This is a genomic window from Mesorhizobium sp. B2-4-7, assembly GCF_006442685.1.
GTDB lineage: Bacteria > Pseudomonadota > Alphaproteobacteria > Rhizobiales > Rhizobiaceae > Mesorhizobium.
Window position 1 is genome coordinate 99566 of the sequence record NZ_VFVH01000014.1, and the last position, 14468, is coordinate 114033.

A 14468-nucleotide genomic window follows, 5' to 3' on the forward strand; every position below is an offset into this window, starting at 1 on the left:
ATGTCTCAGGCCCGGTCATCGCCGGGCCTGAGCTGAATTCTGCTGGCGGAACTATTTGTTGCAATTTTGGGACGGCGAGGTGGCAGTGCCGCTGGCGGTATTGGTGTCGACGTCATTGCCCGCAGTGTCCTTGCAACGGTCATTCATGCCGTTTGGTGTTGTCGTGGTCGAGTTCGTCGCATTCGGATCAGTTGTGACGGTCCCCGTGGTGCTGCCGGAGCCGTTGACGCTCGTGCCGCTGTTGTTCATGCCGCCGCCTGCGGTACCGCCGGCATTGCCCGAGCCGCTCGTTTGGGCCAGGGCGGATGTGGCGAGCGCTAAGGACAGGGCGGATGCGACCAAGATCGTTTTCATCATAAGTGCCTCCATTGGTTAAATCGCTTGTTGCGATCACTTTCCCAACGGAGCGCCGTCCTTGTTGTTCCTGTAACGGAAAATCGTGATCGATCTTCATTCTTGTCCGGCTTTGATGCTGAGCGAAGCACATCCAGAACTGTATAAAGGACGACTGCCGGTCAGTGGCGACGGGCCACGCTCAGCCTGATCGACGGTTGTGCTTGCTGAGCAGGATCGGCAGGGAAACCGGCCGGAAATTCCACATGTCAACGCCGACATCACGCTGGCGAGTAAGCGGCTTCAGCTTGCCATGCGAATGGCCGTGCAAATTCACCGATCCCTTGCCCATCTGATTCCAGGTCCGGAACGGATAATGGCACAGGATGAGGAGGGTGCCGTCCACCACCAGTTCCGCATAGTGCTGGATGCTGGCCCAGCCGGATGCGAGCGTTGCATCGCTTCCGTCATTGTTGCCGATGATCAGGTGCTTGCGCCCATTGAGCTGCGACAGCACGTTTTCGATGCCGGCCTTTGGGCGGGCAAAATCACCCAGATGCCAGATCTCGTCGTCCGAGCCAACGGTCTCGTTCCAGAGGCTCATCAGCGCCGCGTCATGCGTTGCCAGCGAGCTGAATGGCCGCCGGTCAATTCTCAGGATGCGTGGATCGTTGAAATGAGTATCGCTCGTGAAGAAGATCATCCTGTGCGCGACTTCCCTCGCTGATCGACCCACCCCGATACGCCGGACTAACGATCCGGTATTCGGCTGTACGCGCTCGTCAACTCTCTTCCTTACGGCCGTCACCGGCGGAACACGCTGAGTGCTCAGGCTCCGCAGCCTCAAGACCTTCGATAATCGGCGTAAGCGAGCCATCTTCCTCCGGAACTGGTTGCCGGCCGTTGGTTGCGTTCGCCTTGTCGAGGGCCTGCTGGATGGCGTCCTCTATGTTGCCGATATCTTCTTCGCGAACCTCGCGTCCGTATCCTGCGGCGTCTGCATCCTGCTCGAATTGCTGGGCCAACACCGCGACGCTGACTTGCGTGTCGGCGGCCAGGTTTCCGACATTCTCCTGCAGCCAGGTTCGAAAGAACTCGATCGTCGCGCTCATATTGCCTCCTGAACCGGACAACTGCTGCTGAGAGCGGTTGTTCCATGTTCCTGGCCACACTTTGCGGACTCTTGTGACGTTGACCTTGGGTGCCGGGGATCCGACGAACGCGCCGGTTGAGCATGGCCATTGCCGCTGCCATCGGTGCCGCGGCCCTTGCCGTCGGCAACACACGGTATCCGAACGGAGTAGCCCCAAACTGTCAGCTTACAATTTGCAGTCATAGGTTACAGACTTCCCGTGTTCTATAAAGGGAGGTGGGAAGTACCTGGGCCTAACAATACTCTAGGGCGCGGTTGAAGGTTCGCCTTCGAATCGCGAAATGCCCAGGTGGTTCACAACTCCCAAAACAATGGGAGGTGTCAGCCAAACAGGATGAAAATCGGGTTTCGGACCCTAGTCCCCTCGGTCCGATCCACCGGTTCAAGGGCAACGTTAACACAGCTCAAAGCCGACAGGAAAAATGCAGTCCGGCAAGTCTCGGCCTCACATCGGGAAACCAGAGCCAGGCACCGACTTCCGCGCAGCACGACGTGTCCTCTCCGGCGATTGAGGAAAAATTGCGAGGTGATTGTCGCGTCTGTCGCCTGTCTTGACGCAGTCCCCCCGTTCATGGACAGAAGCGCTCCCGCAACTGCACCGAGCACAGTCGGCAGTGCCTGGCACAACGCCGACCACCTCTCCCTAGCTGGCCAGGGCGCGATATCGTGCGGCTCGGCCAGCTAGCTTCCCGCAAACCTTCTTTCAAAATAGATGGATCATTCCGGATCAAGATCCGGAGATTGAATCGCAAAGCCCGGCAGGATCCAACTCTGGCTCTCTACCCACGCGCAGTGATTCATGTTGGATATCCACATATGCTCATATGATCGCCGAAATTGCAGCAACGCTTCCAGTTCCGGCTTTCCGCGCTCATAGGCGGATTGCGGATCGCCGAGCGTGAGCTTGCTGGCCGCTCGCGAGCACAGCTTCGCATGCTGCAATCCCAGCTCAAGAAACTTCACCCGCATCGAGGCTTCCGGATCTTGGATTGCGGAGGCTGCCGCCCTGTCAAGCAAGGCTTCCGCCGGCGCGAAACTCTCCTCTGGATAGACAGCGTGCGCCGCCTTCGCCCAGCTTCGCCAACGAGATGCTCCAAGAGCCTCGAACCCCTCCCGCAGCTGGGCGCGAGCGTTCGAAGTATACGCCTGCCAATAATCAAAATAGCTTTTGACGTCGTCGGCCGCAGGTCCGAAGGCTGAATAATATTCCGACAACAATGACTCCACGGCAGTCTCAGGATGTGTCTGCAGGCGCATCAACAAATAGAGATTTGGACCTTGCGTCGCCCAATGGCCTGTCAGCGAGTCAAAATCGGTTCCGACCATCCCGTTTCGCGCCGCGTTCTGAAACTCGTCGGCGAACTGGCCGGCGAATATGTGCGGCATGCAGTAGCCATCCAGGAAGTAGTTGGTGCGCATGAACACCTGGGCAGTCGTTGCCGCCCATCCGCGCCACTGGTCTTTTATCCAGTCCTGCTCTTCGCCGCTGCGTGGATAGTACCAGGCCGATGGGCAAAACCCGATCAGGATATTCGGGTTCAACTTGATTCCCGATGTCGGTGCCGCGAAGTAATTCATATAGGCGTATCCTACCACGACCGCGTTAGGGTCGTCTTTCGCGGCTATCCGCTGAATGGCTTGCCATGAACGCGCATAGCGGTCCGATACGAAAGGCTTGCTGGCGATCTTCGACTTCGACGGAATGAACTTTCGATAGTCAGGCGGCTCTGGGCCATCCAGCGCTTTGCATATTTCGCACTCGCACTGCCCCGGGATGTCGTTCTCGACCGCATTGACGAAAGTTGGCTGTCCCGCAGAGGCGCTCCGATGCTCACGCCATTGCGAGACGATCTCTTCTCGCAAGCCCGGATTGGAAATGCACATCGAGAAGCGAGCGCCCAGCCTCACCGGGCCCCGTTTGCCTCTGACCAATTGAAACCATTCGGGATGCTCGGTGCCATACCGCTGCCACCAGTCGACGAAAGCGTGACCGTAGTTCGTGGGTACTCTGCGGCCCATTCGGTGGCGACGCAGGAACGTGGCCTGGGCTTTCATATATTCTTTCGCCGCTGCTGCGGTGAAACCCATTTCGGGATGTTCTTCGCTCGTGAAGCCAGCCCCAGCGCGCACGCGACGCTGCATGAACCGGGGCGTAACGACGTAATCAAGCGCGGGGATCACCAAGGACTGTGCCTTTGGGACAAACGTTCCCAGTTCACCTGGCCATAGCCATCGGACACCGAAATAGCGATCAAGGAGCTCGTACACGCCGAAGAGGGTGCCCGCGGACGTGTTTTGGTCGAGTGCACTGCCGGGATGATCGAGGCCGGCGACGCACAGATGGTTGCCGACGGTTCGGATGATACAGGTTTCACGCGCCAATGCGCCGAATGTGATTCCGGCTGCCCGGGCGAACCGGGTGTCGCCCAGAAAAATATGGGCGGCGTTACGCAGGCCAGCCGGCGAGACATGGTTTTCAGTTGTGATGGCAGGTTGGATGCCGGTCGCTTTTTTTATGTGCCAGCCGAGTTCCGTGGCGGCGTAGTGAACAGAGCCACTCGGCTGATCCGAAGTAACGAGCGTTGCCGCAGGTCTGCCGCGGGCGATAAGCGTTACGCCAGCTGAAGATTGAGTGGCCGCTTTGCCAGGGTTGGTAAAGCCAAGCCAGTGTAACAGGCCCAGAACCGTTCCCTGTGCAAACGTCCTTCGCGATAACGGCCCCATGCCAAAGACCTCACCTATGCGCGCGCATCCAAGAATGTAGACCCATTTTACGAGGACGGGCGTTCACAACAATTTGTATCACGTAAGCTTTGCATGCTTCAGCCGTTACGTTTCCCTTACCCGCATGCCGATCCATTGATGGCCAGTCTGCAGTTCGGGGCCAAGACGAAGATCAGCGTGTTAGGGTTCTCTTTGTATAATAGGTACATACACGCAGAGTCCCATATCATTTAAAGGTTGCAAAGAATTAATCGAGATATACGCGATATTCTTCGGGAAAAACTATCTATCTCCACGGGATAAGCAATGCCCTCTTTTGGAGGCTTATCATGATCAAACACATTCTTTTGACAATCTCACTGAGTGCTTCAGTGGCTTCTTTCATCTCGCCGTTTTGCCGATTCGGACAAAGACCGGGTCGTCCGAGGCCGGCCCGATCGGGTGGCACCTGCGGATCTGGTGAAAAACCGCTGGCAGTCTGGTGGGTGCGGAGAGGACGGCAAAGGCGGCCAAATAGCTCCAGCCTGGGGATATCGCCCAATTCAATACTCCGCTGGCGAAGCCAGCGGAGGCAGTTTTCACCGCTGTGCGACCCATTTGCGCAAACCAATGGTGAAGTCCTCACGATCTGGGAACTCTCATCCGCCATGTTCGTTACTGCTCCACATTATGGAGAGATGGGGGTCGGATGGATTTTTCGAGACGCAGGGACTGGGAAGCTCTAGCCAGCGCCCTCGACATCAACATCTATCAGCGTTCAAAGACAGTGTGGATTGCGGCTGGAAAGTACCGCGGCAAAGACATTGAAGTGAAAGGCCGCTCGCCAAGCATCGCACTCGCATTGTGGAAGGAAGCTGCGGGCTATACCGGCTCGGAGTGGTAGAAAGAGCGGTTCGTCAAGCCGCGCCGCTCAGGTCCAAGCGCCCATGCACAGTACAAGGCGCAAGCATTGTTCAAGGCTTACGGGCCTGGACATGTCTTGCGCCGGCCGCGTGGACAATCGTGACTTCAAGCGCGCCATGAAGCTCCAGACACGACAGCCTTGAACAAGTCGAGCCGTCGCGAATAAGTCGAGCCGTCGCAGCGAGGCGGCGCTGGATATCGATTTGACGGTCGATACCGGTACGCGACATGTGCGCACCGGCATCGGATCAGTGAGGTCTTGCCGGCTTAGCTGTGCCGCCGGTGTTGCCGGTTTCGCCGCTGCCATCACGGGATCGGGATTGGCAAGCGGTACCACTTTTGGATGGATCGACTGCCGCCAAGGGACAATTGACACAAACGGCACCTGGGGATGGCATTGGGCCATGCAAGGAGCGGGGCATCAGGAGCATTCTCCTGTGACGGTGGGCAATCCTTCAATGAGCGATGCAGAACGTGCTCCGCGCCTCGGCCACGGAAGATAGCCTTCTTCAGGCAATGAGCGGACTCATGGACTCTGACCCCGCCGACCACATTGAGCTAACCGCTGATATTGTTTCGGCCTATGTCAGGAAAAACCGGACGTCGCCTTCCGATCTGGTTGATCTGATCCAGAATGTCGGCCGTGCTTTGCAAAAGCTTGCCGTGGGCGATCACCAGCCCGAACCGAAACCTGTTCCAGCCGTGCCGATCCGCAAGTCGGTGACCCCTGACTTCATCGTTAACCTGGAGGACGGGCGCCGCATGAAATCCTTGAAGCGGTATCTGACATCCATCGGCATGACGCCAGCGCAATATCGCCAGAAATGGGGCTTGCCGCCGGATTATCCGATTGTGGCGCCAAATTTAACTGCGTTGCGCTCGGAGGCGGCCAAGAGGATCAGGCTTGGACAACGGAATGCCAGTGGCCGAACTTCCAGAGGCTAACCGAATGGAGCACAGGGCGAGGCTCCGGCAGTCCTCGCGCCGTTGCTCGTATCGTGACATTTGTTTTCTTCGGATCACAAGTTTGACGTGCCCGCCCGATGCCAGCGGGACCAACAGCCAAATGGGGCTGGGGGCAAGGCGCAAATGGCCACGCTCTCACAGGCGTGCAATTGCTGGTCCCGATCGACACCATGCCCGATCGACGCCATGATTGAAGATTGCAACGCCTTTCCGCAAGGCATGCGCCTGGAGGCGGATGTGTGCATCGTGGGAGCGGGTGCCGCCGGCCTGGCGATAGCATCACAACTAGAAGGCACGCGGCATCGCATATGCGTCATCGAAAGCGGTGGCATGACGTACGAGCACTGGCGCCAACGGCTGTCGCGCGGGCTGTCCGTGGGTCAACCTTACGAAGCTCTTGATCTTTGCCGCCTTCGTCAGTTCGGCGGGAGCACAGGCAAGGCTGGTTGGGGCGGATGGTGCAAGATGTTGGACCATGGCGATTTCGAGCACCGGCCCTGGATACCCCTGAGTGGTTGGCCCGTCGCCCATAAATCATTACTACCCCATTATGAGACCGCAGCCCGCCTGCTCGGAATCGACGACCTGCTGACCGATTGGCCGACTTCCGCGGTCATGCCTGAAAACGGGCCGCTCTTTTCGGAACGCTGCTTTCTCAGTCCCACTCCGGATCTCGGAGCAACGCTTCGCAAGAAGCTTCAGGACGCAAAAAACGTCCAGGTCGTGCTGCATGCCACGGCGCTGCGGCTCGACACCGACGACTGCGGAAGGCGGGTTCGCTCCATCGAGGTAGCGAGAACGCCGAACAAACGATTCCAGATTGCTGCGCGATTTTTCGTGCTGGCCTGCGGCGGTATCGAAAACGCGCGCCTGCTCCTTGTTTCAAACCGACAGGCGCCGAATGGCATAGGAAACCAGTATGACCTGGTTGGCCGCTATTTCATGGAGCATCCCCGGGTAAAATGGGGAAGCTTGCAAGTCAGCCAGCCCGACAACATGATAGACCTCCACGTGCCTTGGACCCGCACGACCGGATTGTCGCCTGAAAACCGCGGCACCAATGATGCATTCGGACTGGCGCTGCGGCCCGAAATACGTGCAAGCGAGCGCCTCCTCGATTCCCGCACATGGATCAAGCCTGGGCCTTGCGTCAATCATATGGATGGTTCCGAAGCTTTGCAGTATCTTACCTTCTGGCTGCGGAGAGGCCGGCTGCATCGCGACCTTATCAAATGCGGCCGAACTATCCTGATGCATCCGGCGGGAGCAATATCGGCAGGTTTCGAACGGATCTGGCACTCACGTCGGCGTGCAAGGCATTTTCATTTTGACACGATACTGGAACAAGAACCGGATCCGGCAAGCCGCGTCACGCTCGATACAAGGCTCGACGAGTTCAGTCTGCCCCGTGTGAAGCTGCAATGGAACGTGGGGCCTCTCGTCCGACGGACGCTTGAGCGTGTCCAGGCGATCATCACTGAAGAGATGAAGCGGCTGGGGCATAGAAGCGCCATTCATCCAGGCCAGGACAAAGACCCGGCGGGGGAGCGAGACATTCCATATCACTGGGTTCGACACCACATGGGCACGACGAGGATGAGCGACGACCCGCGAACCGGCGTGGTCGATAGTTCGTGCCAGGTGCACGGCCTCGCAAATCTGTTCGTCGCCGGCAGCTCGGTCTTCCCGACCGGAGGCAACGACATGCCCACCCTCACCATTGTCGCGCTCGCTATCAGACTGGGCCAGCACTTGCGGCAAAGCCTCGAATAAGCTCGCCTCCACCTTCGCCAAAGCGGTCAATCGACGAGGAAAGGGAGCAGGCTGCGACGTCTCATGCCGCAGGTCCGCCATATGGAATATGCCGGCTCCTGAATGTAATTTTACGCTTTGCCGAGAAAGTGTGCGCGTTTTGAGCGAAGGTCTGACCAACGGCTCACATAGCCACCCCTGTTCAGCTCTTTGTCGTAACGATTCTGGATGACCGCTACTTCCGTAGCTACCCCCTATTGGTAAGCGCATGGACTTCGAAGCCAACTATAATACTGCAATCACGACTTTTTCACTTTGATTGCTTGAGGAAACCGAAATTTTGGCCGCGCTGTGCGTTTTGTCACACCACCACCTCCGGTCCACAAGCTATTACTAAAGTGTTAAGGTATGGGTTTAAAAGCGAAATCTCCGTTGGGGCGAGATTTGCGCGGGGGTGAGTCATGACAAGTTTTTTGCCTGCGAATGATCGGACGGACAAAACTGATCTTGATCAATATCCATCTATTCTCGACGTCAATCGTCTCTCACCGTCCTCGGGAGAGGGAATCGAGATTGCAATCATCGATGGCCGGCCTTTGATGTGTGACTGCTTCAGCAGAAGCCTCGAAATCATCGAGCCATCATTTCATATCCAGCATTACGCGTCGGTCGAAGCGTTCGACATGGCGGATCCCGAAGAAACGCAGAGAGTTTCGACGGTCCTGATGTGTGTGATGTGGTCGAACTCCCAGGCGGACTATCATCTTTCCCAGATAGGCCATCTGAAAGCGACCAGGCCCGAGGTAGGGGTGGTCATCCTATCGGATATCGAGAACTTTGAGGACATTCTCAAAGTGGTCGAAAACGGCGCGCGTGGCTATATTCCTACCAGCGTCAGGTTGCAGGTGGCCGCCAAGGCCATCCAGCTTGTCGCGGCGGGCGGAACTTTCGTCCCGCCCAGTGTTCTCTTTCATTCAGGACGCGCCGTCACCGACGGTCAGTCCGCGACCAAGCAGCAGCCGCACGGAGACAACACTTTTACCTCGCGTCAGATGTCTGTCATCGAGGCATTGCGTCGAGGAAAGGCGAACAAGGTCATCGCGTACGAGCTCAACATGTGTGAAAGTACGGTCAAGGTACACATTCGGAATGTCATGAAAAAACTTCGTGCGAGAAACCGTACCGAAGTCGCCTACATACTCAACACAACGCCGTATGAAGGGATTGCCATACGGAATTGAAATATGGGTGCCGCCTCACTCAACGAGTAATGGTTCTTGACGGACCGTTTTAGTAGATGTGATTTGCTTGAGTTTGGGGAGCAGCCGCAACGGAAGCGGCTGCGAACCTTTGCAAGGGGGCGCTACCCAGGATGAAACAACCGCCCGTTCGATATCCAGGCCCGCAGACTGACGGGGAGATCACCTCCGTAGCTGATGCCAACCATATGCACGGGCCGGATTTGAAAAATATCGAGCATTTCAGCAATGTTAAGTCGTCCACGCTGATCGAGATAGACCGCCGCTGTCGTTGGTTGCATCTCAATGAAGGGGACGTCCTGGTCCCGGCCGGCGAAAGTGTCGACCGGCTTTTTTTTCTGCTCGAGGGCGAGCTTCGAGCGCTCGTTTATACCCGCAATGGCAAGATTGTGTCGCTCCCCCCTGCGCATCGTGGCTCGCTTGTTAACGGAATTGCCTTGAGCGGCGACATCCAGATGCCATATTCGGTCGAAGCGGCGGGACCATGCACTATCGCTTCGATCGGCAGTCGTGCCTTTCTGGACATAGTCAAGCAGGATCCTGAAGCCCTGCATGCGGTTGTACAATTGTTGGTGGAACGTCAGCAGGTGCTTGTCGAGCACATCGTTGAGCTTTCGACGCTCAACGTTCGGTCCCGGGTGCATAAGGAGTTGCTGCGCTTATGCGCTGAAGACATCGGAGCCGACGGTTCGGCGAGGATTTCTCCTATCCCGACCCATACGGATCTGGCCCACCGCATTGGCACCCACCGCGAGGCGGTGGCACGCGAGTTGAGCTACCTGCAAAACATCGGACTCGTGCTGCGCCACGCCAAAGAGCTTTACGTGCCTGATGTATCCCGTATCGCCGATCTTGTGGCAAAGTCGGACGACTAAATCGTAGGCGATGCGTCGGGGCACCTTTCGAGAGTGGTCGGGACGTCGGTTGTGTTTGGGCTTGATCTACGCTGGCCCTGAGCGGCAGCCGCGGTGCTCCAAGGCGACTGATAGGCAGCTTCGCCTGCTCATTCGGCTAGTTCAAGACGACCGTGAACTCGCTCTGCGACCGACTTCAGGAATTGGTCGGACGTCGATGTCCATCCAAAGAGTATCTGAACGAGCGTGATCGAGGCATCATGATTGCTCCTTGGGGCGTCCCAAGCGATGGGCTCGCTGGTGCAATCCGTCAGCAGTATGCAGCGATAGTCCCTGAAGAAGGCATCCCGAATTGTCGATTCCACACACACGCTGGTCGTGCATCCTGTCACGATGAGGTGTTTGACGCCTGCGGATTTCAGAACAGAATCGAGTTCGGTTTCGTAGAAACCGCTGAATCGCGTTTTATAGAGGACGACATCCCCTGCCTGTGGCTTGAGGCCGTTGACGACCTCTGTTCCCCAGGTGTCGCGGATCAGAATCCGGCTCTCGCTGCCATCCGGGGCTGTCATGTTCGCGCCCACCCCGAAGATCTGGAGATGTCGAATACGGTTGGGGGCGTCCGACGTTCCAAGGTCCGAGAGGTCGCGATGATATCCCATCTTCAGGTAGACGATGGGCATGCTCAATTCGCGAGCGGCAGCTATTACGCTGGCAGTAGGGCCTACAGCCCGTTGAATCCCGGAGATATCGATTCCGGCTCTGTCGAACATTCCACCGTTGGAGCCGAAGTCATTCTGCATGTCCACGACGAGTACGGCGGCGTCAGCGGGATCAATTGAAATAGGTTGAGGCTTGGCGTCGATGACAAATGGATGCATTTCGTCCTCATCCCTGCTTGCAGCCTAACAACAATGGTTACGACCAGTCTGCTATCTATCCGCCTCAAAAGCCGCAGGCCGCCGCGCAACGGCGATCCTACCCCCTTAGCCATGCCGCACGTTTGGCATTTGACGCCAGCCAAAGCCGCATCGCGCTTGGCTGCGAGGCCGAGCGATAGATCTTCTGATGATAGACAAACTCATAGGGCCACAGCTCAAGCGTTCGGTTCGCGAAATGCGTCAGCACCCAGGTGATCGCCGCCGCCGCCAAAATGAAGGCGCTCATCGATAGGACAACATTGCCGGAAAAAAGATGGGCGCGGGAAAACAGCGAGCGTGTCAGAAGATACGTGTAGGGATGCACCAGATACAGGCTGTAGCTCACCGTTCCGAAGTATCGAAGCAGCCGATTGCCAAGGAGTAGTGCCGTCAAGCTGTTCCGCGACACTGCAAGGCAGAAGTAGAGCCCCGTCGCGACCATGAGCAAGGGAAGCTCGGCATTTTGGAAATCGGACCAGTGATAGTCGTAATGGCCGCGGCTGGCGAGAAAGACGCAAGCTGCCAGCGCCCCGCTCTCGGCAAGCCGATGGCGGCCCCGGTTTACCCATTCAAATCGATCGTAGGCAAGGCGGATCAGCCCGCCGGCAAGAAAATACAAGGCGATCGGGTACCGGGCGATAAAGAGCGCCGCGAGAAGACCGAGCGCAATTGTGCCGAGTCTGGTTGGGCGACGAACCGTCAGGAAAACGAACGCTGCCGTAAACACATAGAACCAGACCTCGAAGGTCAGGCTCCACGCGTTCGGCGTCAATTGCTCGGTATGGGTTGCAAGGTTCAGGAATGTCAGTCCTGCCAGAACCGCTGTGAGATTGTTGGTTTCGGGATAAAAGTTGGTGGTTGCGTTCAGCAAGATGAAAAGCAGGCTTAGCGCGAAAAACAGAGGGTAGAGGCGCAGGAACCGTCGGGCAGCAAACTGAGCGGGACTATAGCGTATCGCACTGGGCAGGATGACGAAGCCACTGATTACGAAGAAAAGGCAGACTCCGAAGGTGCCGAAATTCCAGAAGGGCGTAATGCGGTCGACATAGGCCGAATTGGAGGCGTAGACGTGCTCCGCCGTGCCGCCCAGGAGGTGAGCGAAGAAGACCATAAGAGAAGCAATGCCGCGCAACCCATGCGCGGCTACATTGAACGAATTGTCGCCAGCCGGCTTCGCTGACGCTTCGACGGGAAAATGCTGCGGACCCGATGAGTTCTGAGGATGGAGATGTGCAACGGTCATCTGAGCCTTCAAGTTGGATCCCGCAGACCATTTCACCGTACACCATCCCAGGTCTCGCAATGCTCGGGAATTCGAAGGACACCCCCGCCCAAAAGTAGTGGGCTGCCGCAGAAAAACTCCACCGGATGACTAACAGCCGCATTGCGGGACTGATTTAACCCAGGCCCGATGCTGATTGCGGGCGATCGCTGGACCGCAACCGAAGTACGGCTTGACTGACACCGATCGGAATTGGCGAACCCTCGGCCGCAGCCACGAGAGCCGCCCCGTCGAACCGCCCCGCTATGTCGCTTTCTCGAGCCGGAGATCGCCTTGGGCGACATGCATTAGCGGAGATGGCGGCGGCCCTGCGCGTCGACGATGGTGTTGTCTGCGACATTGGCGCTGATGTGCGCGCCGTTGTGGATCAGGCAGTCGGCGCCGATCTGGACGCCCAGGAGCACCGTTGCGCCCATGCCCACGACGGTCATGGCTCCGATGCCCACTCCGCCGGCCAGGATGGCGCCTGGTGTTAGGTGCGCATTATCCTGAACGACGCTGTCGTGGCAGACTATAGTCCCCTGATTGACGATGACGTTGTTACCGATCGTACAGCGCGGACCGATGCTCGCGCCGGCCAGAATATGGCAGCCATGTCCAATCCTGGTCGCCTTGGAGACGATCGCGGAAGGATGGATCACAGGCGGCAGAACGAAGCCCATTGCGGTGGCGCGTTCATACATTGCCCGCCTCACCTGGCTTGACTGGGCGCCTCCGATGCCGATGAAAGCATAGCGCGTGCCCTCCGCAAGCAAACGCTCCAGGCAGTCTTCCGTGCCGATCACCGAAATACCGCCGCAGACGTGGTGGCCGGCGGGCAACGCTTGATCGGTGCAGCCCAGGATATCGTATCCGGCACCATCGAGAGCATCGATCAAACAGGCGGCGTGGCCGCCGCCGCCGATGATGACGGCCCGCCTGGAGAAAGCGACGGAACTCGGCTCGCCCGGTTCGGCTCTCTTGGCGGCGGATCGGCGACCGGCAGCAGCGCGCACCTCGGCTTCGCCAATGCGGCCATTGGACGGAATGACGTCCGCAAGGTTGACCCCGAGCTCGGATGCGGCCTTGCGGGCTTTAGCCGTTATCGCGACTTCGCTGGCCCCGACATCGGCCGCGCTGGTCTCCCCGACAACGACATTCGAATTTTCGTCGATGATTTTGCAAAGCGTTGCGCCGACAGGAACGAAGTCACCGACCTTGATGTCCAGCAGGCCGACAGTTCCTGCCTCCGGAGCATCTACCTCGACTGCGGCCTTGGTGGTCTCAAGCACGAAAAGAATGGTGCCTTGTTCGACCCTTTCACCTTGTGCGACCCGAATCTCGATGAGCTGGAGATTGTCCTCGTTGGCGTTAACCCGCGGGGCTTCGACAAGCACGGTCATGTACGCTTAGCCTTTCTGGAACAGCTCGATGCAGGCCGCCTGGATGGCGTTCACACCCGGCAGCAGATCGTCCTCCCAGTCGCGGCTTGAGGGAATGGGGTGATCGGGCCCGGTCAATGCGCTGAAGTGCCTGACCCGGCCGATCAGCGCGCGCGCACACTCCGACGCGAAGCCCCAGCCGGGAGAGCCTTCCTCCACCGCGACCACACGCGTGCAGTTGCCGACCTGGCTTCGGACCTCATCCCCAGGGAAGGGCGACAGCTGTTCGACGGCCACCACGGTGGTCGCGATTTCCTCCTCTTGCGCGAGTTTCTTTGCGGCCGCGACAGCGTGCTCGACGCAACCTCCATATGTCAGGATCACGACATCTGCATCCGCCGGGCGTGGAAGCGCGTCGGGTCCGAGCACGGGCCTGGAATACATCACCTTGTTTTCGATGATCAGGTGAGGGGATCGCGACGCGAAGGCCCGATGCAGAAGCGTACCAGGATCGGCATACTCGTGAGTGGCAAGCACCGTCAGCCCGGGCACGCCGCAAAAATGCTTTTCCAGGCTTTGCGAGTGCGTCGGCCCATAGCCGCGCCGTCCGCCCATGGGAGCGCGGATGATGACGGGGACCTCAACCTGGTCGTTGTACATCCAACGGAACTTGGCGACGTGATTGATGATCTGGTCGGCAGCAAGGGCTATGAAGTCTCCGAACATGAGTTCGACGATCACAGGCCGGCCTTTGATGGCCATGCCTGCCGCCATGCCAACAATGCCGCCTTCGCTGATCGGCGTGGTCCAGACACGGTCCTTATAGGCTGACGAAAGACCCTTGGTGACTTTGAAGGCGCCACCGTAGGGGTCAAGGACATCCTCACCCAAAATCACCAGACGGAGATCGGCTCCCATGAGATCGTGTAGCGCGCGGTTGATAGATTCGACGACACGCATG

At 58.1% G+C, this 14468-nt stretch carries 13 protein-coding genes; 5 read left to right on the forward strand and 8 right to left on the reverse strand.

The genetic code is table 11. The features are described from left to right. Positions 1 to 51: 51 nt before the first annotated feature. From FJ946_RS28345 to FJ946_RS28360, 4 genes are all read right to left on the reverse strand, one after another. The gene (locus FJ946_RS28345) at positions 52 to 357 is read right to left on the reverse strand and encodes a hypothetical protein (RefSeq protein ID WP_140498458.1); all 306 of its coding nucleotides are present in this window, start codon (positions 355 to 357) and stop codon (positions 52 to 54) included. 178 nt (positions 358 to 535) lie between these two features. Then, a complete protein-coding gene (locus FJ946_RS28350; protein WP_140567322.1) occupies positions 536 to 1036 on the reverse strand; it encodes a metallophosphoesterase family protein in 501 nt (166 codons plus the stop codon). A gap of 79 nt (positions 1037 to 1115) precedes the next feature. Continuing rightward, on the reverse strand, positions 1116 to 1445 hold the full coding sequence (locus tag FJ946_RS28355; RefSeq protein ID WP_140567278.1) for a DUF768 domain-containing protein: 330 nt from the start codon (positions 1443 to 1445) through the stop codon (positions 1116 to 1118). A 758-nt stretch (positions 1446 to 2203) separates the two neighbouring features. Further along, positions 2204 to 4210: a DUF4838 domain-containing protein gene (locus FJ946_RS28360; protein WP_140561292.1), complete on the reverse strand. Its 2007-nt coding sequence runs from the start codon at positions 4208 to 4210 to the stop codon at positions 2204 to 2206. Positions 4211 to 4898: 688 nt separating this feature from the next. Here FJ946_RS28360 and FJ946_RS28365 point away from each other — a divergent pair. From FJ946_RS28365 to FJ946_RS28385, 5 genes are all read left to right on the forward strand, one after another. Further along, positions 4899 to 5093: a hypothetical protein gene (locus FJ946_RS28365; RefSeq protein WP_140498455.1), complete on the forward strand. Its 195-nt coding sequence runs from the start codon at positions 4899 to 4901 to the stop codon at positions 5091 to 5093. A gap of 485 nt (positions 5094 to 5578) precedes the next feature. Then, positions 5579 to 6058, forward strand: a complete 480-nt coding sequence (locus FJ946_RS28370) for a MucR family transcriptional regulator (RefSeq protein WP_318012505.1) — start codon at positions 5579 to 5581, stop codon at positions 6056 to 6058. Between the two features lie 144 nt (positions 6059 to 6202). Then, positions 6203 to 7852: a GMC family oxidoreductase gene (locus FJ946_RS28375; RefSeq protein WP_140567280.1), complete on the forward strand. Its 1650-nt coding sequence runs from the start codon at positions 6203 to 6205 to the stop codon at positions 7850 to 7852. A 440-nt stretch (positions 7853 to 8292) separates the two neighbouring features. After that, positions 8293 to 9072 carry a response regulator transcription factor gene (locus tag FJ946_RS28380; RefSeq protein ID WP_140498453.1) on the forward strand — a complete coding sequence of 260 codons (780 nt, stop codon included), beginning with the start codon at positions 8293 to 8295 and terminating at the stop codon, positions 9070 to 9072. A gap of 131 nt (positions 9073 to 9203) precedes the next feature. After that, on the forward strand, positions 9204 to 9965 hold the full coding sequence (locus tag FJ946_RS28385) for a Crp/Fnr family transcriptional regulator (RefSeq protein ID WP_140498452.1): 762 nt from the start codon (positions 9204 to 9206) through the stop codon (positions 9963 to 9965). Between the two features lie 128 nt (positions 9966 to 10093). On the opposite strand, the gene FJ946_RS28390 is transcribed toward FJ946_RS28385, so the two are convergent. The 4 genes from FJ946_RS28390 to FJ946_RS28405 form a co-directional block, all read right to left on the reverse strand. Continuing rightward, positions 10094 to 10825: a cysteine hydrolase gene (locus FJ946_RS28390; RefSeq protein ID WP_140498451.1), complete on the reverse strand. Its 732-nt coding sequence runs from the start codon at positions 10823 to 10825 to the stop codon at positions 10094 to 10096. A gap of 97 nt (positions 10826 to 10922) precedes the next feature. Next, on the reverse strand, positions 10923 to 12107 hold the full coding sequence (locus tag FJ946_RS28395) for an acyltransferase (RefSeq protein ID WP_140498450.1): 1185 nt from the start codon (positions 12105 to 12107) through the stop codon (positions 10923 to 10925). Between the two features lie 326 nt (positions 12108 to 12433). Beyond that, a complete protein-coding gene (locus tag FJ946_RS28400; RefSeq protein ID WP_140567283.1) occupies positions 12434 to 13528 on the reverse strand; it encodes a NeuD/PglB/VioB family sugar acetyltransferase in 1095 nt (364 codons plus the stop codon). 6 nt (positions 13529 to 13534) lie between these two features. Further along, positions 13535 to 14467, reverse strand: a complete 933-nt coding sequence (locus FJ946_RS28405) for a transketolase C-terminal domain-containing protein (RefSeq protein ID WP_140498448.1) — start codon at positions 14465 to 14467, stop codon at positions 13535 to 13537. Between the last annotated feature and the right edge of the window lies 1 nt (position 14468).